Here is a 23,443-nt window from a genome sequence, read left to right as displayed (position 1 = left end):
ATATTCAATCCGTGAATTGGCGCAAAAAGAGCAACAACGTACTCGCAGCAACAGGTAAGCGGTGTGCGCTACATCCCTGGAAACCAGCAACACACGCGCACCATTTGCATTACAAAAACTTACGAAATGAATGGGTTGTTAGAGATTGCGTCCCTCTTTCGCCGGAAGCGCATAAACTGATTCATCGAGATATGTTTTGGAACCTAAATGGAGACTCCCGAACTCCGTCGCCATTACGTCTGATTGTTTCCAATTATCTAAGGCTCTCGACCGTGTGCTTGATGATTCTGAATCCATTTCTAAACTTGATGGGGAAGGGGAAATGAAAACGAAATCAGATCGCACGTTTCTAATTTCAGTCCGTCCACGTTGGGCATCTACGTTCTTCCTTTCCCATAATCCCAAGTCGATCGAGCTACGCAAAGGCAACTTCGGCGCATCACTCAAACCAGGCGATAACTTAGTTATCTACTCAACCTTGCCACAAGGAAAAGTGATCGGTACGGTTAAAGTTGTCAAACGTGAACCTCTGATTATTGAGCGTTTGTGGGAGCAGTCACAACGAGGTAAGCTCGCCTACGTTACGCAATCGGAATTTGACACCTATTATTCAAATACCATTTGTGGCGTGGGTATTTGGGTCAGCGAGCCAAAGCAGTGGAAGCGCCCGATCGGGCTTTTTGAAATGCGAGAAATATTAGGCAGACGCTGGCAACCCCCACAGCAACTTCAGCAGTTAAATGCTGATCAGTTGACAGCACTGAACATCGCCCGCTGAACATCGACAATATAAACGAGCGCTACGGTATTAGAGGTGATTTGGCATCGTGGCGCGGGCTAATAGTGGTAGCTACTCTACTAATAGCCAATACCCAATAACTAACACTATGGGCCCGATTGACCCGATCGAAAGTATCTTTTTTTATCACGACTTTCTCTGCTTTCTCTGGCCGTCGCGCTGGGAAATTCACTGCCTAAGCTACGGATATTTTTGTACGGGCGAAGGAACTCGGACACAAGCGAAAGAGAAAATTGATTATTTCTTGAAACAGCGGCACGACAAAACCGATCGCCAAAACTCCTGAAGCCGTTTATAGTGTTGGTAATGGGGTGAAATGAGCAGTCGTACAGAAACTTACGCTAAGGCTGAAAGTTTTACTGGATAAGGATTCTGGGAACTACTTTTTTTGTCTCTCAAAAACTTAAAGAGTTAAAAATTAAACTGTACCAATTAGAGCATAGGTTTTTTGGTACAGCTTTTTTGTACGGCACAGTAAGGATTTGAGGCTTTTAAATTTCAGACAGATCAATTGGTACAGGTTTATAAGAGGCGAGCGCAGTATTCAAAACGACTAATCAATTCCTTAGCGTAAGTTTCTTTACGACTGCTCATTTACCCCCCAAACCGTAATTTGCTCTCCCCTGCACTCCCATGCAGGGGTTTTTTTCTGTTTTTCTGACTGTAATTAAATAAAGTGCGATCCGGTCAAATGATCGCTCTACTAACATCTTAATCTTATGGCGCTCGCCTGAACTTTTCAAGAAGCTATATGAATATGGCTTTACATTTAAAGCCGCTTCGTAGTTAATCTATTTGGCTTTCTTCATCAAATTGATGCCACAACTTGGCCTGGTGTTCACAGCTATCAATTTCGTAATCCGCCCATTCCCTAATTCTCCGCAGGGGATGATTCAGAAAAATTTTGGCTATTTCAGCTTCTTTTTGCTTCTGGGATGCTATATCGCCACTATAAACCTGTAAGCTGTGAGAACCACGACAGAAATTTTGAAAAGTATCTTCATCATCCTCAAATTCTGATAAAATAAACTCTGTCAGAGGTGGCACAACAGGTTGGTTCTTCTCATCTAGGTAAGGAACCCGCAGGTTTTTGGCAAGACGCTGCGCTCCAGTTACTCCCACTAACAAAAGCCATTTTTTTACGGCATCAAGAGGAAGTGATTGGATCAGAAAACGATATTTTTCGATAAAAAAATGCCATCCTTGCTTTTCATCAAGTATCAATTCTCCCAATTTTTGCATTACTATATCTGGATTAGATTGAGCCATTTCAACCAGAATTACTTCGGCATCATCCTTTTGTTTGCTGCCATTACCAACCAACGCTAAAGTAGCAATTTTTGCAGCTAGATCAAAATCAATTGGAGCCAGGCTTTTCAGAACTTTAGCCCAGTAGTAAGCTTCTCCAAAGCTCAACACTGCCGTGAATTCGAGAAGTGTCCATATTAAACTTTGAATAGAGGCATGGTCTGTAATACTCCTTAGATTATCCGTTTGCTCCTTCTCTAACCGATAGGCAACAAGTTTAATAGCTATCTGAATCGTAGGGATACTTTTCTCCTTTTCTAAAGAGTTCATTAACCTCTTTAAAATTTCATAGAATTCATCTTTAGAAAGTAGTCTGTGAGGCATACCAGCGACAAAACCACCGAGATATTCTAATGGCAGAACTCCCTTGTCTACTAGATTTAATGCTCTCTGAACTGCTCTAGTGGCATCACCGCCTGCTTTAAATAACTCATAAGCAACAGCGGGAGACTGAGCTTCAAACTGGTCGATCCAGGCATTCACAACATCAGTATGTTGAGGGTAATTTTTAACCAAACTTGCTATATATTCCCTGGCTAAACCAGTAGCGTGATTTTCTGCTAGTGAACGCATAATAATGTTCAAACAACCTGCATTAGTATCGTAGGCTCCCATTGCATCAGCTAATGCCCACACACTCAATGCTTGGGGCGAACAAAGCCACTCCATATTGGATTGGAGAAGTTCTTGGTGATCGCAAAGCTGTCTGGCAAGACTTTCGATTTCTCGATGCCAAGCCTCTTGGTCATTTCGATCCAAATAGTGCCAGAGCGATTTACCCACAATTTCAATCAATTTTCCATGAAAATCATTAGGAATGAGGGTTTGCAACCATTCCCGCACTTCTTGAAAAGCATTTGAATCATCATTAATGAAATCTCCCCCATCCCCCCTCAATTCCTGCACTTCTTGGGAAGCATTTGAATTATCTTCAATGAAATCTTCCACATTCCTAATCAATGGGAACAGGAATGTTGGTGGTATAGTACCTGTGGGGAAAAGTGCTTTCATCTGCTCTAAGTAGCCATTAGCCAAGAAAAAGCGCATATTTTGTATTGCAATATGTAGAACCCCACTTTGAAGATAAGGCAAAGCGCTGTTTGCTGCCTTCAACAAAAGATGGAGTGCTAATTCTTCACATGACCTAATCTCTAACTGATTCCCAGGTTTCCATTCTTCAGGGGCAATTCTTCCAGAGACTATAAAAGAACCAACACCCCGCCATCTACCAGTCTCAAAAATCTTGTTAAAGCCTTTGAGTGCCAGAGTTATCTGTCCTTCATCTTGATTGAATAACCGACGTTCTAATAAAGTTAGTCTTTCAGCAAAAGGGGTCGCTGTCCCTGAGTTGAGAATGCGGAATAATTGCTGCCAGATGTGGGTGGCGTTATTGACTAGATTAGGCTCCGTTTCGACAATAGCTAGCTTCCCTAAAATGGACTCTGCCTGGGGGAAGAACTCAGGAAAACTAGCCATCTTTTCCGCTAGCCAGACTAATGAACGTCGGGTATTTGGGTATCCTCCAGAAAATTTTAAAAGTTCCTCCAGAGACGCTCGCTCGATAAGTACAACAAGTCTTGGCAGATAATCACCGGGGTTGGTTTCTACCAAAACTACCAGCCGGTTAACTCGCTCGATATCAATTAGATCGAGCGGTTGAAGTTGGGCAGACCAAGAGCGAAAAAAGTCTCCGACAATGCGGCGTACCTCCTGAGAAGCACTGATAGATACGCGCTTGAGAAAAGATTGAAGAAGCCCCGGGGGAATTTTTGAAAGAAATGCAGGCGGATCGTAGGCGACCCATCTTTCCCACGCACCTTCAAAAGCAACTCGAGCAATAATTTGAGGCGTTAGGTAAATGTAACGACCGGCATAGGAAACGAACCCAGGAACATCTTTTAATTTCCAGGCAATTTCTAAAGTTTTTTCTCGATTTAAGTTTAGCCATTCACATAAGCTGTTAAATTCTTCTTCGACATCCTCGCGGTATCCCACCTTCCAGACAAGTGAGATCGCTTCCACAACCCGTAATTTTTCATCGTTATTTAAGCGGTTTCTCAGGTAGCTTCTTACATCTAACAAAATTGAGCTAAAATTTCCTCGGGCTACTATCTGCGAGTCTTGATTGCAGAGATCTGCTGCCAGCTTGACAAATCCCCGCGATAGATTTACATAAACATGGCGACGATCTAAAGGGACTGTTGGGAAATTTTGCTCTAAAATGCGCTCGACATCAGCTTCCGGTATGCGAGTCAGCCAAAGCTGTTCGGAGAAACTACGAATAAATTCTCCAGAATTGTCGATACAGATAACCCGCACCCTGTCTCTAACATTATTAAGCCGAAGCTTAAGTTCTGATTGAGTTTCAGGTAAGCATTCATCTGCTACTAATATAACTTTGGTTGAGCGATCGCGAATCAAGGAATAGGCAATGGTTAACGCGGCATTATCTTTTGTATAAAGCACTAATGACTGAGCGCCTTCTAGACCCGATAGAGATTCGTAAACCAGTCTAGTTTTGCCGACACCTGATTCCCCTTGAATGAGCTGAATAACAGAATTACTTGTACTGGCAAAATTAGCATGGTCTACGATCTGCTGCTTAATCGAAACCCAGTCTTGTATTTCAACACATTTTGGGGTCAGTTCTACAATTTCTTCTCCCCAGTCTATAAGCGTCATGCAATTGCTCAGTTCGGTTTGGCAAAACTGAACGATTATAGCCGGAATCTGGCTAGCCCATGCAGCTAAGTCAGATGCAGTAATGACTCTCGCATCTGGGGCTGAAGCCTTCAGCTTTTTTACTTCATCATTCAGAATTTTTTCCCAATCTCTTTTCTTTTCTGGTGTTAAGTCATCAGCAATACAAAAACGATAACCATAACCTTTTTTTATAAGTTCTTGGGAGTAAGATTTATTGATTTCTTCCTGTAAATTTGATGCTGAAATTCCTGCAAATTGAGTAGCTTTGTATTGCCAACAAGTAGGGAAATTAGTCCACCCTGTTTGACTAGGGATTGCTTGGCGCAGTTCGGTATCCACGCCCCCATCACCGAGATTTGTCCGCAGGTTTGTAGCAATTTCGGATTGGGGTAGGCTGTGAATGTATGCTTCTGCCCTGATTAAGGCATCAACAAACTCGGCGAAGCGATCGCCCCCTGGCGTTCTTAGAGCAAAAATCTTGTATGAATTAATCGTCCACATCTAATTTCCATCCTACAACCCTAAGCGAATTAGCAACACCGATACCAATTCGGGAGTGACTTCTACTTTTCGACTCAACTGTTCCCGCCAAGTTCGTTCCTCCTGGGCTAGTAGGTTCAGTCGGTGGGTTTTAACCTACGACAGTCCAAGTCGGTCAATAGCACGGCGGCGGGCTTTTAAACACGCTCCTTGCTTGTTCTTAACAATAGCAGCAAGAGGTAAGTGCTGGCATTAGAGAGCTTGAGGACAGCCGTAGAAAGCAAGAACAGCTCCTATGAAACGAATATAAATGCTACAGTTGGTAGCTTGCCTCTGCTACATTTGCTTAAATTGGGGAGTGTAGAGCTTGCTGTTAAATTATTAAATTGATATTAAGTGTACCGGGACAGGAAAAAACCTCAAAATTAACTTTTTGGGGCTGAGTTTTCATGCCTTTTCATGCGTTTTTCGCGGTTTTTTATGAGAATGTGCGAGCAAACTTGTGCAAACTAAGCTTAATTGTTAGCTGATTTTGGGGGCTTGTTAGCAACAAAAAACGCATGAAAACTCAAACTTATGCCAGAGAGGAAGCTTGCACAAAAAGCAAAGATCGCTGGTAGCAATAGCAATGTTCAGAGATATATTTATACCCAAATATAAAAAACTTCTCCAATAAAGAGGAGCATTTGTATTGTAGAGCCACAACACGATCGGTATTGAACAAAAATTTAATGAGGCGAACGATCGCCCTCGCAGTTTTAGCAGACTTAGCAAACTCAACAAATACTTTTCGATGCAGTATTCGGGGGTAAATGAGCAGTCGTAAAGAAACTTACGCTAAGGAATTGATTAGTCGTTTTGAATACTGCGCTCGCCTCTTATAAACCTGTACCAATTGATCTGTCTGAAATTTAAAAGCCTCAAATCCTTACTGTGCCGTACAAAAAAGCTGTACCAAAAAACCTATGCTCTAATTGGTACAGCTTAATTTTCAATTCTTTAAGTTTTTGAGAGACAAAAATAGTAGTTCCCAGAATGCTTATCCAGTAAAACTTTCAGCCTTAGCGTAAGTTTCTGTACGACTGCTCATTTACCCCCGTAATTAGGGTAAAGGGTGATTCCAGTTACCAGTTACCAGTTATCGATTACCCATTGTGAAAAAACCCTCCGACATCGCCGGGGGGTTTTCTGTTTTGGGCGATCGGGCGATCGGTTGAGTTCAATTAACTATTCCAAAGAATCTACGATCGCATCCACAATGCCTTTAATTCGTAGTTAAGTTCTTCCTTCTCAAATTTTGAGTCACGTTGTAAATTTTTGTAAGGCTAATTGTCAAAACCCTTTCAAGTCTGCCCAGTGAGTTGACGTGGCAGCTTACATATCATCTACGTTGACTATACCTCCGTCTTCCTCGGAAAAAACAAACTGTCCTAATTTCAAGCCTTCAGCATATTGCTCCAACCACTCCCTAAAACTTGGCGCAACAATTTGCCTTTCAAGTTCATCGTGCCACATTGTAATAATTTGTCCACGCTTTCCACCCTCACCAGGATTCAAGTCTAGACAATCATGATTACCTGCTCCGTCATAGGTTAGCGGAATCCACTGTGGACTCCACCAATCAGAGCGAATACCTGCATCAGGGGAACTTTTAAAGTCTTCAAACTGCCCGGCATCTAAAAGTTCTTTCCACACCGCCCATTCCTCTTGTATACGCTCTAAAGAGAGAAATTCCTTCCCTTCTAAAAAGCCATAGCCATCATCTGACTGCCCGTTATGGATACGATAAGAAGCCTTAACCTCTGCCGGGAATTGGATAGAAAGAAAATCTTCTGCTGCTTTGATTTGAGTATCAGAAGCTCCAGGTTGCAAAGTGTCGAGGACTTTGGGGGCATTTGCATAAAACCAAGATTCTATATATGTCCAAATTTCTTGCATACCTTAATTGATATCCCCCCCTAGGATTTCTAAGATTTCCTCAACGTCTGCCAAGTCCGCCCTCGACTTTTTCCGCTTAGCTTTCAACTGGTTGAGCAAGTCGGCGGCCTCTGGTAATTCGATCGCTGGTGGCGGGTTCTGTGCAGTAGCAGGCGGCGGATTTTCTTTAAGTTTTGCTAGTTCTTCCCGTGTGCTGGCTAATTCGGTTTGGAGTTGCTGGCGATCGGTGCGTTCTGCTGCAAGTTGCGATCGGAGTTCGGCTTGGGAAGCGGCACGATCGGCTGTCAGTGTTGCAAGTTGCGCTTGCAGTTCTGCGAGTTGGGTTTCGAGTTGCGCTCGATCGGCGCGTTCGGCTTCGAGTTGCGATCGCAATTGCCGAATATCCTCTCGCAGATTGTCCGCCACTGCGGTACTAGATTCTAGAAGCTTGGCGTAGTCCGCGCGGGCTTCGTCGCGTTCCTCCTTGAGTACCCTGCAATCGCCGCGAACCTCATTCAATTCTTGCTCTACCCAACCTACATCAGCCTGCAATTCAAGCCTGAGCGATTCATCGTTGCCGTCGATCAGGCACTCAATTTTCCCAGCCGTTCCTCAAAGCTGGCTAACTTCTCTGCTAGCAACTTGTCTAGCTCTTTGGCGATGGTTGATTCTAAATCCCCACCTGTCGGCGCTGCACTAGCAGGTTTCATCCCCGTCGCTGACTCCAGCAACCCCACAACCCAAGAATTGACGCTTAAGCCGTTGGTTTCGGCAGTGGTCTTGATAGCTTCTAGCAAGTCTTCCCGTCCGTCCAGTCTCAAATTGAGTTGAAGCCTTTTATTTGTAGGGGTTTCGGGCTTATTGGTTTTGCTCGTCATAGTCTTGTCTAGTAATAAACTAGCCACAGTCTAGCATAATGCTATTTAATTGTCTAGTATCACGCTAGCTTAAAATTAGCGCCTCTAGCTTTTTGTCTAGCATCTTAATTGGGCTTTTTGTCTAGTGTCTATGCTCTAACAAATACTAGACATTAAATGCTCAATATACTAGACATTATGCTAGTACAAAAATAGCTTTTTATCTAGCATCTTAATTGGGCTTTTTGTCTAGTGTCTATACTCTAACAAATACTAGACATTATGCTAGTATTTGTTAGAGCGAAACGGAAACGACACAAACCGCTCGCTACATACGCTTCACAACCAGCACACACAACCAAAGGACGAAGAACAATGACTCTGTTAGCCAACAAGTTCGTTCAAATCGCCTCAAAAATCGACGCCACGAATGCCCAAATCGCAGCGCTACAAGCCAAGCTCAGCGAGCTCCAAGACTATCAGCAACAGTTGCCTGACCACTAGCGAACCCTCCCATCGCTAGCGGTATCTAGTACATAAGCTAGACAAAAATACTAGCATGGACTCCTGAGAAATACTAGACACAAAAACTAGCTTAATTACTAAATGTCTACTAGGCATAGTGCTAGTATTTATCTAGTACAAACAAAACCAGTGCCCGAAAAAACTCCGACCGCCCCAGAATCGATCGCCACACCGACGCTACCGCACCAACTACGGAGAGTGCTTACGGCTAAGCCGATCTCCACCAAGAAACTAATGCTCTCGTTAGTCTCGGTCAAGCGCATAGTATCTGATTTGCCTACCAGTAACTTTGATCGCAACGAACTAGAAATAGCAGGCGAGTTGAGTTTGGCTCACGGCGGCTTGATAACTCCCAGGCGTGCTGGTGCGAGACAGTAACGGGTACAAGGTTGTCGCCGGCCACCTGCAATATCATGCGGCTACGCTGGCACCTCGACTCAATCCGGGCCCCCGCAAAGCGAGCATATCCCAGCGCGAGTCCTAGAATCCGAAAATCAAACGACAGCCGGCTTTGGCCCAACTTAAGATGCTAAAGTTCGTCGCAAAGACGCTGTGTAGCCCCATCCCAGCCCTCGGATGGGGCCATTTAAAATCGAGGAATATGACATAACCAGCATAATGTACTATTCAAGAATGCCTAAAATGACACTTGCAGCTTCCAATCCACCGGCTCCCCAAGTCATCGCTCCCGGCACGGACAATGCCGAAATAATTGATTTGTGGACTCATGGCAAGTCTGAAAATACGGCGGATCTCTACCGTCGTGTTGCCAATTTGTTATTAACTACCACTGATAAACCGCTTCAGTGGTTGACTCTCCAAGATTTTCAATATTTCGCTGATACTTTAGAAAAAAACGATTTATCTCCTTCTTCCCGCCGTACCTATATATCTGTTGTCAAAAGTTTACAGTCTTTCGGCCACCGCACTGGGCTGATTCAAGTTAACGCTGCTGCTGCGCTAGTTACACCCAAACCAAAGGATACTCTCTCGCAGAAAATCCTCTCTGAGCTTGAGGTGTTGACGATGATTGCTCTGGAACCGTGCGAGCGCAACAAGTTGATTCTCAAAACCTTTTACTACGCCGGACTCCGAGCTTCGGAATTGTGCGATTTGAACTGGGAGGATTTGAGTCCGAATGCTGAAAACGGGCAACTCTTGATTTATGGCAAGGGTGGCAAGACTCGCGTGGTGCTACTGCCAAAGACTTTATATAGGGAAATTTTGAACAGCAGAGGGGATGCTGGAAATTCTGAGCCAATCTTCAGGAGTCGGAAAGCGACTAACGGTGGCCGCTTGCACAGGATTTCTGTCACGTACTTGGTAAAGGAAGCTGCTAAACGCGCGGGAATTTCTGAGAAGACTAGCGCCCATTGGTTGAGGCATTGTCACGCCAGTCACGCGCTCAACCGTGGGGCCCCGATTCATTTGTTATCCCAAACTTTGGGCCATGCCTCGATTGCTACAACTAGCAGGTATCTGCACGCGAAACCCAATGATTCTAGTGGTCTGTATCTGATAACTTAGCGGGCGATCCGGATGCAATTTAAGTTGAAGGTCTTGAGGAAAAGACAGTCCAAAACAGAGCGATCCAAACTATCCATATTGATCGTATATACTTCTAATAGTTTCATCTAAAAGTCTATGTTTATTCCATTGATTATCGCCTTGTCACAGCCTGTTAATATAGCACAATCTCAACCTTGCAAGCTCTCGGTAATTGGCGATAAATAAATTAACAATTGTCCACTTTCAACGGGAATATTCGCCTCAAAAGAATGGACAATTAAGCTTTCTTATTGGGAACCCGGAGCTTATGTTCTTAAAGGAATCAATCGAGTTAACGGCAAAAAGATTAACGCTTCAGGATCTGAAGTAAGAGGAACTGTAGATCGACCACAATATCCATTCAGTGAGGAGACAGGAGAGACTTTGTACCTTGTCACATTTCAAAGGAATGACCGAAACACGATTCGACTCGAAATTTTTGCAGATGCTGTTCCCGTGTACAACCAGTTGCTGCATAAGACATCTTCAAACGACCCATTTTTTGGACGATAGGATAAGTATTTTAACCCTGTTTTATGGACACAGAACCCCTATTGGTCGCAGCAGGCGATCGCCTTTGGCAACCGCTAACAGAGTGTCGGCTGGTCTTTTTAGTCAAAAAAGCAGGAATCAAAACGAATCAAACGGAATCAAGTGTGCTTGGTTTCAATCCCTGATAGGGCTTTATATAAGTAATGCCGTCATCCCGCAGGACGTGGCACAGGTTCCAGAGTTTTTGGACAATATCAGTCGTTGCGTTCACTCTTTTCTCTTTTAAGGTTTAACGTGAGTAATAAGTCTACTTAGTGAAAGGTTAGGTGTAGAGTCAATTTCCACTTCAGAGATTGTCTGTTGGAGGAAGTAAACCGATTGGTTCCACCCTCTCAATCAAACCTTTTAAACCTTCACTCCGTTGTCTTTGAATCTCCATATGTCCTGCTATCCCATTACCTAATGAAAGGTCTTGAATTAAAACTAATTTTCCCTTATCAAAAGTCATTTTTAAAAGAGTTTCGCAAGCAATATCGGGTATAAGACCACACGAAATCAATGAATAATTTAGACCCTTACATAAAAGAACTCTTCCAGTTAATGGAGTAAAAATATTTAAATTTTTATAGATAAAGCTATCCTTGAAAGACAGCCCTAGGTGCAATGTTGGCATAACTCCTTGTATGGGTTTATGACCATCAGCAACGTCGCCCATGGTCATTTCTTTCAAAAACAATCCTTCATCAGTAATTTCATAAGTAGAATAAGAATATCGATTCGCCAAACTCATTGGACACGGTTGCATTCCATAGTCTTCCGGTCTAATTAAGCCTTTTCCCTCTATCACGTCGGCTAATTCTAATCCTTCATCCTCTAGAAATTCACTTATTAGTTTACCAGGAAATATATACCCTTCTGATGTAGTTTCAATCCAATCAATGGGCTGCTTTAAGCGATGCTGTATCTCAAGTAACAAGTAGTTTTCTTCATTGTAAATAAAAAAATCATATATGTGACCACCCATAAGAAAAGACCTTAAAGATTTTGAACTATTACCTAGAGTGATGACAGAGAGTTATAATCTACCAATTATCGTAGTCAGTAGCATCAATCACATCACCTGTTTCCGTATCTTCAACTTTGACGGTAAAGCCTGTAGCTCCCAGACTCACTTGAGCAAATTGATAAATATATCTGGGTGTAAGAGCTTGCTCATCGCTCCAGTTTTTCCACTGTCTTAAAGTCTCATATTCCTGCCCCGCAATCTTACAAACAAGCATGGAATTTCGCTCTCCAGTCCAAGGGTGGTCAAGTTCCTCATCAGTCACATATGGCAAAAAAGAAAACTGAATCTCTGGCTCTCTTACCATTTCGAGTAGGGTATTCGCTTCCTTTATATCTGCCTCTAAATCTAAAGCATCACCTGTTAGAAAGTGTTCAACTCTCAAATTACATTTAGAACCATTTAATCGAAATTTATAGGCACAGGCTCCACTACTTCCCCCAGCGCCGTAGTAAGGCATGATTTTCCCCTGTTGCTCTGCCTGTTTCATCATCTCTAGGAGAAACCCCTCGATTGAATAGCGTCCTTTGTAAGAACCAGTTGCTAACTGTTCTTTAAAAACTATTTTATCGACTGAATATTCCCAATCATGTAATTGTTTAAGCAGTTCGCCCGAAACTCGAAAGCCGATTTCTGTATATAGCTTTTGCACCTCTATCATGGCGTGCACTCCCTACCTTTTGAGTATGGTTCTATCAATTAGCTAGCCTCTTCCCAAACCGTGCTAGCAATTTGGCTCAAAATCTCTTCCAATCGCCCCTCAAAAGTCTTGTTTAAGCGCTCAAATCCTCCACCTTGAGCCTTGAACGCTCCCCGGTCAAACGCATCCCGGTCTACAATAACAAAAGTTTACCATGGCTGGGGGGTAAAAATAGGTTCTGTCCCTGGGGGGGCTGTGGTGTGTAAGCGGCTAGGAGTATTGGACGATAGCTAGCGGGTAAAAATAAAGCCCCATCCAGAAACGGATGGGGCAACTGGGATTAGAGATTGCTAGGCACTCCCCGGACTAGATAGAATTCGACTGCTACCCCTGACGCTCGCAACCGCCGCTAAACGGTAATAGCCATCAATCATCGCCATCAGCTTAAGCTTTTAGCTAAGTGTTCCCAGTGTGAAGCACAATTCAAGATACCTGCGCTGTGGGAGAATGGGAGATGCGATCGCTGTCGGTTGCCGTTTGGGGAGATGGCAGAGTATCAGAAAGCTATTTGAGCGAAATGTTTTTCTGGATAAAGTTCGTGTTCAGCAGCTACCAGTAACTTTCGCGATGCACTAGAAGCTTTCGTTAGTCCGCTGCAACACAGTTGTTAAACTGCTTTGCCGAAAAAAGTCCTCTACAGACACTAAGTAATGTCACAGGATAACACGCTCAATTCACCCAACTTTGCTTTCCTAAAGGTTCACGAACCACTGTTAGTAAGCTTAGGGACGCTGGCAGAGCAATACTTTGCCACTGACCCAGTAACTTGTTTGATGAAACTGCGTCAGTTTGGGGAAGTTTTGGCGCAGTTGGTCGCCGCGAATGCTGGTCTTTACAAAAGTGACACCGATGAATCCCAAATTGAGTTACTTAACCGCTTACGGGATAAGGGCTTTCTTCCTGGTCAGATTAACCAATTCTTCCACGAGTTACGCCGCGCGGGAAATGATGCCAACCACGCCCTATCGGGCGACCATCGCGCAGCATTAAGTAATTTAAAGTTGGCCAGGGAACTGGGTATCTGGTTTCACAAGAGTTTTGGTAGAGATACGAACTTTAAAGCTGGGGCGTTTATTCCACCACCTGACCCGGTGAGAGAAACCGAGGCACTCAAGCAGGAGTTAGAACGGCTGCGGCAGCAAGCCAACGAAAGCCGAACGGCTGTGGAAATGGCGTTAGCGAAAGTAGCGGAGGAGGCGCAACTGAGGCAGTTAGCCGAACAGTTGCTGCAAGACGCTGAAGCAGAAGCAAAAGAAGCCTTGAACCATCTGACTCAACTGCAAGCGAGTGCTGTTAGTCAGCCCCCTGAAGTTCTACAACAAACCATTAGCCAAGCACAGCAGGCGGAGAAGGAAGTTGTTCTGGATGAGCCAGAAACACGTCGTTTAATTGATGCTCAGTTGAGGGCAGGGGGTTGGGAGGTAGACTCAGAGGAACTTACCTATGCTAGTGGCACCCGTCCTCAAAAGGGGAAAAACTTAGCGATCTCAGAATATCCTACAGCAGACGGACGCGCTGATTATGCGTTGTTTGTGGGATTGCAAGTTGTGGCGGTGGTGGAAGCCAAGCGCAGGAGTAAAGACGTTTCCGGAGCAATTGACCAGGCGAAGCGCTACAGTCGGGGCTATCAAATCCAGGGGAACGAAACCTTACCAGATGGCAGTCCTTGGGGTGAGTTTAAAGTGCCGTTTGTCTTTGCAACTAATGGTAGGGAGTTTTTAGAGCAACTGCGGACGAAAAGCGGTATTTGGTTTTGTGACTTACGCCGTCCGGAAAACTTGCGCCGTCCTTTACAAAGTTGGTATTCTCCCCAAGGATTGCTTGATTTACTCGAACAAAACATTGAGGAAGCGCATCGGAAGCTGGCTCAAGAAGAATTTAACTACAACTTCACGCTGAGGGAGTATCAGAAAAAGGCAATTCAGAAGGTTGAGGCAGGACTTGCCTCTGATAAGCGGCAACTTTTGGTGGCGATGGCAACAGGGACGGGAAAAACCAAAACCTGCATTGCCTTGGTTTATCGGTTGTTAAAAACTAAGCGCTTTCGTCGGGTGCTGTTTTTGGTAGACCGCACAGCGTTGGGAGAACAGGCGGAGAATGCGTTTAAAGATACTCGGATGGAGAGTCTTCAGACATTTTCCGATATTTTTGAGATTAAGGAATTGGGAGAGCGCGACATTGACAGCGATACTAAAGTTCATATCGCTACTGTCCAAAGCTTTGTCAAACGCTTGCTTTACCCTTCGGATGAAACGACTATCCTAACCGTTGACCAGTATGACTGCATTGTGGTGGATGAGTGCCATCGGGGGTATTTGCTTGACCAAGAGTTGAGCGAAACAGAATTAACGTTCCGGGACTTCAACGACTACATATCGAAGTATCGACGGGTGCTGGATTACTTCGATGCGGTGAAGATTGGTCTGACGGCAACTCCAGCACTACACACGACGCAAATCTTTGGAGAACCTGTTTACACTTACAGCTATCGGGAAGCGGTGATTGATGGCTGGTTGATTGACCACGAACCGCCCTATCGGATTAGGACTGCCCTTTCTGAAGATGGTATTGTCTGGAACCCAGGCGACCAAATGGAGTTTTTTGACCCCAAAACAGGGCGGCTAGATTTGGTTCACGCCCCGGATACTGTCCGCATTGATGTTGAGCAGTTTAATAAGCGGGTGGTAACGCAAGAGTTTAATCGGGTGGTTTGTGAGTATTTAGCGGAAAATATTGACCCTGCGTTACCGGGAAAAACTCTGATTTTCTGCGTCAATACCAATCATGCCGATATTGTGGTTGACCAACTGAAAATTGCTTTGGAAAACAAGTATGATAGCGTCGAAGATGACTCGGTGCTGAAGATTACCGGGAATGCCGATAAGCCGTTGCAGTTGATTCGCCGCTTTAAAAATGAGGTCAATCCCAAGATTGCTGTGACGGTAGATTTGTTGACGACGGGGATTGATGTCCCAGAAATATGTAACGTGGTGTTTATGCGGCGGGTGAATTCCCGGATACTTTACGAACAGATGTTGGGGCGAGCAACTCGACTGTGTGACGAGATTGGTAAAGAGGTGTTTCGGGTGTTTGATGCGGTAGATATCTATACCGCCATCTCAAAGGTGTCCGAAATGAAGCCTGTGGTCAATAAGCCCGATTTTTCGTTTAGCCAGTTGATTGATGAGTTAGGGACGGTACAAGATTCGGCGGCAGTTGAGAGTATTATTGATGAGCTGTTGGCGAAGTTACAGCGCAAAAAGCGATCGCTCTCGGATGACAGCAAGGAGGCAATTGAAACGCTGGCGGGAATGCCTGTTGAGGGCATGGTAAGCCATTTACGCGAATCTAGCCCCAGTGAGGCGGCGCAGTGGTTGCGGGATAGAAAAGAAATTGCCCAAATGTTAGACCGACGGGATGGCGGGATGCAAGCAGTTATCATTTCCCGCCATCAGGATGTGTTGAGGAGTGTGGAACGAGGCTATGGGGATGCCGAACGACCGCAAGACTATTTGGATGGCTTTAGAGCCTTTTTGCGGGAGAATTTGAATAATATTCCGGCGCTGTTGGTGGTGACTCAGCGACCGCGTGACTTGACCAGGGCGCAACTTAAGGAACTGCGTTTGTTGTTGGATGCGGCAGGATTCTCGGAAACTAATCTGCAAGTGGCCTGGCGGGAGATGACAAATGAGGATATTGCTGCTTCGATTATCGGGTTTATCCGGCAGGCGGCGTTGGGAGATGCGTTGGTGCCTTATGGAGAACGAGTAGATAAGGCGATGAAGAAAATTTTGGCGAGTCGTAGTTGGACTGCACCTCAGCGCAAGTGGTTGGAACGAATTGGTCAGCAGTTGAAGACAGAGGTTATTGTAGACCGAGATGCTTTTGACCGGGGAGCTTTTAAGGCTCAAGGTGGAGGATTTGAGAGAATTAATAAAGCGTTTGATGGGGGGTTAGAGGAGATTTTAGTGGAAATTAGCAGTAACCTTTGGGACAATGTAAGTTAGAATTTGTAGAATTTGAACAATTAGAAAAATTTTTAAGAGGGCGTTGCTGGATACAGGTATGAATTCAAGATTTAGGATTGCTATAGCAATCCTAAATCAGTTTCAATAACTGGTTAACTGGTTCCCAAGCTCTGCCTGGGAACCGATGTCCAGAGGCTCTGCCTCGGCCCAGACTATGGAGGCAGAGCCTCCGGATATGCGTTACCAGGCAGAGCCTGGTAACGAGTACAGAGCCTGGTAACGAGTATAATCATTTAGGATTGCTATATAAGCCAAGTAGGGTGAGTTTTGTAACTTCCGATAAAAGTCGATTCATACCGTGAATCAGCAACGCCAATTTTTTAAGGATAACACACAGGGTTGTTCTGAATATTTTTGTTTTTTTATTTCAAACTGACTATGAAGGATAGTACCGATAATATACCTAAACATCGCTCCCTATTCAATACCAAAGCTACGGTAATTTCGCTGGTAGTAATGGTTATTGGTTCGTTGATGTTGCTGTTAGAGTTCTTTCCCTGTCAATCGAGAGATCGATTTATTCAATGGAAGCTAGATTTTTGGCTTCTTACTATGGGAATTTTGTATTTATTTTTTATAATTCTCTTTCTCTGGCCGATTTGGTGGTCAATTTATTCAGATAACAACTTAGCTAGAAAACACATTTCAGCTATAAAGATTTCTTTAGTTTGGACAATAGCTCTCTTATATCCTTGGCTTATTGGGCTTAGTATACCTACAATAGCTTTTCCGAAAATCTATACTTTTTTGAGGTCGGGAGTTGCACTACTGGTACTCAATCGGAGTTTTTGGAAGCAAATCGAGCCACGGGAGAGAAAAGCCGCTTTAGTTCCTTGGGGAATTAGTTTAATGTTTTGCTTGGCTATCTTTTTAAGCGAAACCCCTTATATTACGCCTAAAAATTTCACTTCAAAGTTATCGGAATTTGAAGCGGTAGTGGCTTTAGTTGATTCCGGGAGTTTGATTCCTAATAATGAGGGTTTTGCCGAGCTTCCCTGCCGATATAGCTATCTTGCAAATAGAGGCAATAAGTTCATTCGAGGAAATATCACAATCACTAAAGAAGGAGAGGCGAAAATCATTCAATTCCGGCAACGGACTTATGGATTTGGAGATGGAGCTGCTGATTTTATTTACAGGTCAGATAAAGATATTTCCCGTCCTTATGATTCAATGGGTAATGGAGTTATTAAAGTTAAAGACAATTGGTTTTGGCAATCTTTAAGTTACTAAAATTGCTAAACTGTTGAAGGCATATTTTAATCAAGAACCGAGTGAACGCAACGACCGATATTGTCCAAAAACTCTGGAGTTTGTGCCACGTCCTGCGGGATGATGGCATTACTTACCTGCAATACGTCACCGAACTGACTTACCTGCTGTTTCTCAAGATGGCGCAGGAGACGGGGGTAGAAGACCAATTGCCCCAAGGGTTACGCTGGGCAGATTTGACGGCGAAAGAAGGGATAGAACAATTGACATTCTACCGCTCTCTGCTGCTGGAATTGGGATCTAAAGCTTCATCGCTACGGGTGCAGGCAATTTTTGCCAACGCTCAAACGGCGCTGAAACAACCGCGCATTTTAAGTAAGCTGGTCGAAAGTATTGATAAGTTGGACTGGTATTCTGCCAAGGAGGAAGGGTTAGGCGACCTCTATGAGGGGCTATTAGAGAAGAATGCCAGTGAGAAGAAGTCCGGGGCAGGGCAGTATTTTACGCCGCGTCCGCTGATTGACTGCATGGTGTCCTTGATTAAACCGCAAGTGGGGGAATTAATCCAAGACCCAGCAGCGGGAACGGGAGGGTTTTTGATTGCGGCTGACCGCTATGTTAAACGACACACGGATGACTTGTTTACCCTCTCGGAAGCTGAACAGGTTTTTCAACGGCAACAGGCGTTTTATGGGATGGAGTTGGTGCAGGATGCCCACCGCTTGTTGTTGATGAATATGATGTTGCATGGGATTGAGGGGGAGGTGACGTTGGGGGATACTCTCTCACCGGATGGGCAGCGGTTGGCGAAGGCTAAGGTGATTTTGACGAATCCGCCTTTTGGCACGAAGAAAGGAGGTGGCAGTCCAACGCGGGATGATTTTACTTATCCCACTTCTAACAAGCAATTGGTATTTTTGCAGCACGTTTATCGCAGTCTGCTACCAGAAGGACGGGCGGCGGTGGTGTTACCGGATAATGTGTTGTTTGAAGATGGGCAGGGGCGCAATATCCGCGCTGACTTGATGGATAAGTGCAACCTGCATACGATTTTGCGGCTACCTACGGGGATTTTCTACGCCCAAGGGGTCAAGACGAATGTGCTGTTTTTCCAGCGGGGGACGACGGAGAAGGGCAATACTAAGGAAGTGTGGGTGTATGACCTGCGGACGAATATGCCCAGTTTCGGGAAGCGGATACCCCTGATGCGATCTCATTTTAATGAGTTTGAGTTGGCGTATGGGGATGACCCGAATGGGAAGAGTCTGCGTGTAGATCAAGGGGAAACGGGGCGCTGGCGCTGTTTTACTCGTGAGGAGATTGCCAAGCGGGGGAATAACCTCGATATTTCTTGGTTGAGGGATGAGAGTTTGCAATCGGGGGATGATTTGCCGGAACCGGAGATTATTGCGGCTGAGATTATGATGAGGTTACAGACGGCAGTAGAGGAGATGGAGGCGCTGACGGCATTGCTGGACAATGAGGAAGAGACTGAAACCGCGCTTCTAGAATAGGAAGACGATTAACAAGAATAAAGAGTAAGCATTAATGAGCGTGTCATTTTTGTGTTGAGGTTACAGGAGGCAATGGAATAGATGAGATTACTGACAGAATTGTTAAAGGGTGAGGAAGTAGCTTGAGCGTGGAAATAAATAGTGATTTACCTCAAGGTTGGTCATCAATAGCATTAAATCAGATTACGACGAAACTGATTGATGGTTCACACAACCCTCCTTCAAAACAAGAGCATGGTTTACCTATGCTCAGTGCTAGAAATATAGAAAATGGAAAAATTAATTTTAATGATTTTAGATACATTGATGAAATCGCATTTGAAACAGAGAATAATAGAACTAAGGTACGACCTGGCGATGTACTCCTAACAATTGTTGGTGCAATTGGTCGAGCTACGACTGTACCAGAAAATATTGAACCATTCACTCTCCAGCGAAGCGTTGCCGTTCTTTCGCCAATTGGTATTACGCCTGAGTTCCTTATGTATCAACTTCGCTCTCCAAGGAAACAAGCGGAATTATTAGATAAGGCAAAAGGTACAGCACAAAAAGGCATTTATCTCAAAAAGTTGGGTGGTATAGAACTACTTGTCCCACCCCTCAACGAACAACGCCGCATAGTTGCCAAGATTGAGGCGTTGAAGGCTCGAAGCCAGCGGGTAAAGGAGGAACTTGAGACGATCGCTCCCCTCTTAGACCAGTTCCGTCAATCAGTCCTCGCCGCCGCTTTCCGTGGCGACCTCACCGCTGATTGGCGAGAGAAAAACCCTGATGTTGAACCTGCATCAGTTCTGTTAGAGCGCATTCGTGCTGAACGTGATAGACGCTATGAACAAGAGTGTCAAAAGTCTGAAGCAGAAGGGCGTAAAAAAACAACGCCATTCAAACAAAATATAGAACCTATCGATCTTTCAAGTCTTCCCGCCATACCAGATACGTGGAGCTGGGAAAGGATAGTTAATATATCCAATGTTATTGGAGGTGTAACAAAGGGACGCCAATTTGGTAATCGCAAAACAATTATGTTGCCTTACTTAAGAGTCGCAAATGTTCAAGATGGTTTTTTAGATTTAAATGAAATAAAGGAAATTGAGGTCTTGCCAGAAGATTTGCAGAAATATCATTTAGAGTATGGGGATATTCTCTTTACCGAAGGTGGAGATAGAGACAAGTTAGGTAGAGGTACGGTTTGGTTAAATAATCTGGAAAACTGTATACATCAGAACCATATTTACAGAGCGCGACTGTATTACCCAGGTGTATCTTCTAGCTATATTTCGATTGCTACTAAATCTAAGTATGCTAAAGCTTACTTTTTTGCTAACGCCAATCAAACGACTAACCTAGCATCAATTAACATCACTACTCTTGGCAATCTTCCTTTACCAATTCCTCCCAAAAAAGAACAAGAAAAAATTGTTTATAGAGTCAATAAATTTTTCAAAGTTGCTGACCTAATTGAACAGCAATACAAAGAAGCCCAAGTCTACCTAGATCAACTCGATCGCTCCATCCTTGCCAAAGCCTTCCGAGGTGAACTGGTTCCGCAAGACCCCAACGACGAACCCGCCTCCGTCCTCTTAGAACGCATCCGCGCCGAACGGGAGAAGCTGGATACAAAGAAAAAGGCAAAAGGTAAAACTGAAAAGAAAAGCCACAAGGCAAAACCTGAACCCGCAGAACCGAAACAATTGAGCTTACCGGGATTCGAGTAACCCTGTAGCTTGCGTCAAAGCCGCCATCACTCAGAACAATTACTGCGTCAGAACCTAATGCTATTCAAAACGTTGAGAAAAGGGGTATTGGCTCGGTTCATCGTCGGTGCAGCCACAATGGGATTTGCGATCGCCCTACAACCCCTACTGCATCCAAGCGTAGCAACTCCCCCTCCATTACCACCCAATCTCCCCGCACCTTCTTCATCAATACCGTCCTGCCTTCAATCGTGCCCAAAGCCGCGCCTCCTCTTTTCACCTGCTAGCCGCTTTTCTGAAGGGCTAGCCTCTGTAAGGATTGTGACTTCAGATGCTCATAGAGTTGGTTACATAGACCCTAGCGGTAGAGTTATCATTCAGCCACAGTTTGACTATGCTGATGACTTTTCTGAAGGACTGGCAGCCGTAGTAATTGGCACTAAATCCGGCTATATCGACACAACGGGTCGCATAGTTATCGAGCCATTATTTACTTCAGCCTCTCCCTTCTCAGACGGGCTAGCCCAGGTCATGATTGGTAATAAGTATGGGTTTATTGACAAAATGGGCTTAATCGTTATCGAGCCGCAATTCGATCTTGAGCAGATTGATAATTTTTCCGAAGGGTTAGCACGAGTCGATATTAATGAGCAGTGGGGCTTTATTGACAAGACAGGCAAAATTGCGATCGCGCCGAAGTTTCAGTTTGCCTATTCCTTTTCCGAAGGCGTCGCAGAAGTAAGAATAGGCGGTAAATTGGGCTATATCGATAAGACGGGGAATATCGTCATTCAGCCTCAGTTTGATAGTGCTTCTGACTTTTCTGAAGGACTAGCAGCAGTAAGCATCGGCGATAAATGGGGGTATATTGACAAAACGGGCAATATCGTCATCAAACCTCAGTTTGATGGTGCTTCTCGCTTTAAAGAAGGACTGGCACTGGCAACCATTGACAACCAGTTGAACTATATTGACAAGACGGGCAACATTGTTATCAAGCCGCAGTTCCAGTATGTTTCAGACTTTTCCGAAGGATTGGCAGTGGTAACAATTGGTGAGAAATCAGGCTTTATCGACAAGACAGGAAAGTTTGTTATCAAGCCAAAGTTTGATGATGCTTCTGACTTTTCTGAAGGGCTGGCTGCGGTAAAGATAGGTAATCAATGGGGCTATATCGACAAAACTGGGAAGGTAGCTATCAAGCCACAGTTTGGTTTTGAACGCGAAGGTCTTAGCCAGCCACCACCTCGACTATAAGGGAGGTATAGTGAAAGCGAATCAAGATAGAGGCTAACTCAAACAATCGTTATTTTTATGCGATCGCTTTTGTTGTCCTCTCTGCTCCAAATCCTTTGCCAGTCGAATGGTGATTTTATCCGTAAGATGAGCATTTGTTCATCTTATACTTCAAAAATCAAGCGTTCATCTTATGCTTCAAAAAAATTGATCAATCAAAATCCGAAGGACGTATAAGGGAATTAAAAAAATTAATTCTTACAGACCACTATCGTCAAACTTCTTAGCAGTATGTTTTTTTGTTTCCAAACCTAACTCTTGTCGTACTTCTTCCAGCACAGCAGTAACCAGTGGCTCTCTGAAGTAAGCTGCATAAGTCCTGTACATAACTCTGAAGCCATCGAATGGATATCCCCGTATATCTAGCAATTCCGGCTCAAGAAAATTTTAAAAAAATCAGCCGCTCAATTAAGGCTTTAGTTTAGGAGTGAAATCTGTTTATATTGAGAATTCTCAATAAACTGACGACTAGAAATTTTACATTTAAATCGCTGTTTCCCGTAATATTTTTTTCCCTTTTTGATATAACAATCGCTTTAACACTTAGAACCTTTCATACTTTTACCTCAAAAATTTATGTTGATTTAATATTAAACCATTACTGTGCATCACTACCCGAATGACTAATGGCTATCGAGGTTTGAAGCACGAGCCTAGATTTAAATTATTGTTTGAAAGTGGTATCACCAACAGGATATCGGAACGATCGGTAATTGCGCGTTTGCCGGAAGTAAGGGAGAACACGCAGAACATAAATTCCGTGCGATTGCGGATGGCAGTGCAGCAGAAATAGGGGAAACTAATAGATAGGTTAAATAAAAATGAATGAAATAAACAAGGTCGCTGGCAGTTTCAAAAGCTCTGACTCCAAGGCTGTATCTACCGCTAAACTCACTTTTGGAGGACGCACTATGTTGACTTCTTTAAGGGAAACGACTTGCGCCTCGGAATACGCAAATTCCCCATCCAAGAGCTTTGTATTCAATGGCTCCAGCATCAATGAAGGTGGATATTTTGTTGCCATAATTTAGGCTGGGAAATCTGACTGCATGGATAAAATTACCTCGGCACTTCAAAAAAATGCCTCTATCCTTAGAGAGATTGACAAAGTTCGCACAACTTTTGACGGCTGCTCGAATCAACTGCAATTAGGCTGTGTTATCTTCAGTTCAGATTACCTCGATTCATACAAAAGTCAATTGCCAAAATCGCATATTTATTAAATAAGTTTGATGAGATAACTCCGGGGTGTATCTACTAATAATGCCCTTAATGGAGTCTCCAATATGAGTTCTACATTCGCTCAA

General features: G+C 44.1%; 20 protein-coding genes. 10 read left to right on the top strand and 10 right to left on the bottom strand.

The annotated features are described in order from the left end of the window. The first annotated feature begins 322 nt into the window (after positions 1–322). Both QUB16_RS19040 and QUB16_RS19035 read left to right on the top strand, forming a co-directional pair. Positions 323–778, top strand: coding sequence for a hypothetical protein (locus tag QUB16_RS19040; protein ID WP_333318437.1), 456 nt, complete (start codon positions 323–325; stop codon positions 776–778). A 109-nt stretch (positions 779–887) separates the two neighbouring features. Continuing rightward, positions 888–1,085: a hypothetical protein gene (locus QUB16_RS19035; RefSeq protein ID WP_333318436.1), complete on the top strand. Its 198-nt coding sequence runs from the start codon at positions 888–890 to the stop codon at positions 1,083–1,085. A gap of 500 nt (positions 1,086–1,585) precedes the next feature. On the opposite strand, the gene QUB16_RS19030 is transcribed toward QUB16_RS19035, so the two are convergent. From QUB16_RS19030 to QUB16_RS19015, 4 genes are all read right to left on the bottom strand, one after another. After that, positions 1,586–5,311: a hypothetical protein gene (locus QUB16_RS19030; protein ID WP_333318434.1), complete on the bottom strand. Its 3,726-nt coding sequence runs from the start codon at positions 5,309–5,311 to the stop codon at positions 1,586–1,588. Positions 5,312–6,664: 1,353 nt separating this feature from the next. Beyond that, on the bottom strand, positions 6,665–7,228 hold the full coding sequence (locus QUB16_RS19025) for an SMI1/KNR4 family protein (protein ID WP_333318432.1): 564 nt from the start codon (positions 7,226–7,228) through the stop codon (positions 6,665–6,667). Positions 7,229–7,231: 3 nt separating this feature from the next. Further along, positions 7,232–7,759, bottom strand: coding sequence for a hypothetical protein (locus QUB16_RS19020; RefSeq protein ID WP_333318430.1), 528 nt, complete (start codon positions 7,757–7,759; stop codon positions 7,232–7,234). A gap of 32 nt (positions 7,760–7,791) precedes the next feature. Then, positions 7,792–8,085: a hypothetical protein gene (locus QUB16_RS19015; protein WP_333318428.1), complete on the bottom strand. Its 294-nt coding sequence runs from the start codon at positions 8,083–8,085 to the stop codon at positions 7,792–7,794. A gap of 354 nt (positions 8,086–8,439) precedes the next feature. Here QUB16_RS19015 and QUB16_RS19010 point away from each other — a divergent pair, with 354 nt between their 5' ends. The 3 genes from QUB16_RS19010 to QUB16_RS19000 all read left to right on the top strand — a co-directional run bounded on the left by QUB16_RS19010 (position 8,440) and on the right by QUB16_RS19000 (position 10,116). Then, complete coding sequence (locus QUB16_RS19010) at positions 8,440–8,568, top strand: hypothetical protein (RefSeq protein ID WP_333318426.1); 129 nt, start codon at positions 8,440–8,442, stop codon at positions 8,566–8,568. Between the two features lie 102 nt (positions 8,569–8,670). Further along, the gene (locus QUB16_RS19005) at positions 8,671–8,967 is read left to right on the top strand and encodes a hypothetical protein (RefSeq protein WP_333318424.1); all 297 of its coding nucleotides are present in this window, start codon (positions 8,671–8,673) and stop codon (positions 8,965–8,967) included. A gap of 264 nt (positions 8,968–9,231) precedes the next feature. Further along, positions 9,232–10,116 (top strand): tyrosine-type recombinase/integrase, encoded by an 885-nt coding sequence (locus QUB16_RS19000; RefSeq protein ID WP_333318422.1) that lies wholly within the window; start codon positions 9,232–9,234, stop codon positions 10,114–10,116. Between the two features lie 661 nt (positions 10,117–10,777). On the opposite strand, the gene QUB16_RS18995 is transcribed toward QUB16_RS19000, so the two are convergent. The 3 genes from QUB16_RS18995 to QUB16_RS18985 form a co-directional block, all read right to left on the bottom strand. Further along, positions 10,778–10,900: a hypothetical protein gene (locus QUB16_RS18995; RefSeq protein WP_333318420.1), complete on the bottom strand. Its 123-nt coding sequence runs from the start codon at positions 10,898–10,900 to the stop codon at positions 10,778–10,780. 75 nt (positions 10,901–10,975) lie between these two features. Beyond that, complete coding sequence (locus tag QUB16_RS18990; protein WP_333318419.1) at positions 10,976–11,653, bottom strand: hypothetical protein; 678 nt, start codon at positions 11,651–11,653, stop codon at positions 10,976–10,978. Positions 11,654–11,711: 58 nt separating this feature from the next. Then, positions 11,712–12,353, bottom strand: a complete 642-nt coding sequence (locus QUB16_RS18985; RefSeq protein WP_333318417.1) for a hypothetical protein — start codon at positions 12,351–12,353, stop codon at positions 11,712–11,714. 689 nt (positions 12,354–13,042) lie between these two features. Here QUB16_RS18985 and hsdR point away from each other — a divergent pair. From hsdR to QUB16_RS18965, 4 genes are all read left to right on the top strand, one after another. Then, entirely contained in the window at positions 13,043–16,399 is a 3,357-nt protein-coding gene (hsdR, locus tag QUB16_RS18980; protein WP_333318415.1) for a type I restriction-modification system endonuclease, read from the top strand. 399 nt (positions 16,400–16,798) lie between these two features. Continuing rightward, positions 16,799–17,653 carry a hypothetical protein gene (locus QUB16_RS18975; RefSeq protein WP_333318413.1) on the top strand — a complete coding sequence of 285 codons (855 nt, stop codon included), beginning with the start codon at positions 16,799–16,801 and terminating at the stop codon, positions 17,651–17,653. A 41-nt stretch (positions 17,654–17,694) separates the two neighbouring features. Continuing rightward, the gene (locus tag QUB16_RS18970) at positions 17,695–19,146 is read left to right on the top strand and encodes an N-6 DNA methylase (RefSeq protein WP_333318411.1); all 1,452 of its coding nucleotides are present in this window, start codon (positions 17,695–17,697) and stop codon (positions 19,144–19,146) included. 128 nt (positions 19,147–19,274) lie between these two features. Then, positions 19,275–20,861: a restriction endonuclease subunit S gene (locus QUB16_RS18965; protein WP_333318481.1), complete on the top strand. Its 1,587-nt coding sequence runs from the start codon at positions 19,275–19,277 to the stop codon at positions 20,859–20,861. Between the two features lie 97 nt (positions 20,862–20,958). On the opposite strand, the gene QUB16_RS18960 is transcribed toward QUB16_RS18965, so the two are convergent. After that, entirely contained in the window at positions 20,959–21,120 is a 162-nt protein-coding gene (locus QUB16_RS18960) for a hypothetical protein (protein WP_333318410.1), read from the bottom strand. A gap of 41 nt (positions 21,121–21,161) precedes the next feature. Here QUB16_RS18960 and QUB16_RS18955 point away from each other — a divergent pair, with 41 nt between their 5' ends. After that, entirely contained in the window at positions 21,162–22,097 is a 936-nt protein-coding gene (locus QUB16_RS18955) for a WG repeat-containing protein (RefSeq protein WP_333318408.1), read from the top strand. A 237-nt stretch (positions 22,098–22,334) separates the two neighbouring features. Here the strand turns inward: QUB16_RS18955 and QUB16_RS18950 are convergent, their stop codons facing one another. Together QUB16_RS18950 and QUB16_RS18945 are read right to left on the bottom strand one after the other, a co-directional pair. Then, positions 22,335–22,463, bottom strand: a complete 129-nt coding sequence (locus QUB16_RS18950) for a hypothetical protein (protein ID WP_333318407.1) — start codon at positions 22,461–22,463, stop codon at positions 22,335–22,337. A 484-nt stretch (positions 22,464–22,947) separates the two neighbouring features. Further along, positions 22,948–23,160, bottom strand: a complete 213-nt coding sequence (locus tag QUB16_RS18945) for a hypothetical protein (protein WP_333318405.1) — start codon at positions 23,158–23,160, stop codon at positions 22,948–22,950. Positions 23,161–23,443: the final 283 nt, after the last annotated feature.

This window comes from Microcoleus sp. D3_18a_C4, assembly GCF_036702415.1.
Lineage (GTDB): Bacteria > Cyanobacteriota > Cyanobacteriia > Cyanobacteriales > Microcoleaceae > Microcoleus.
This window is presented reverse-complemented; position numbering and strand designations above follow the sequence as displayed.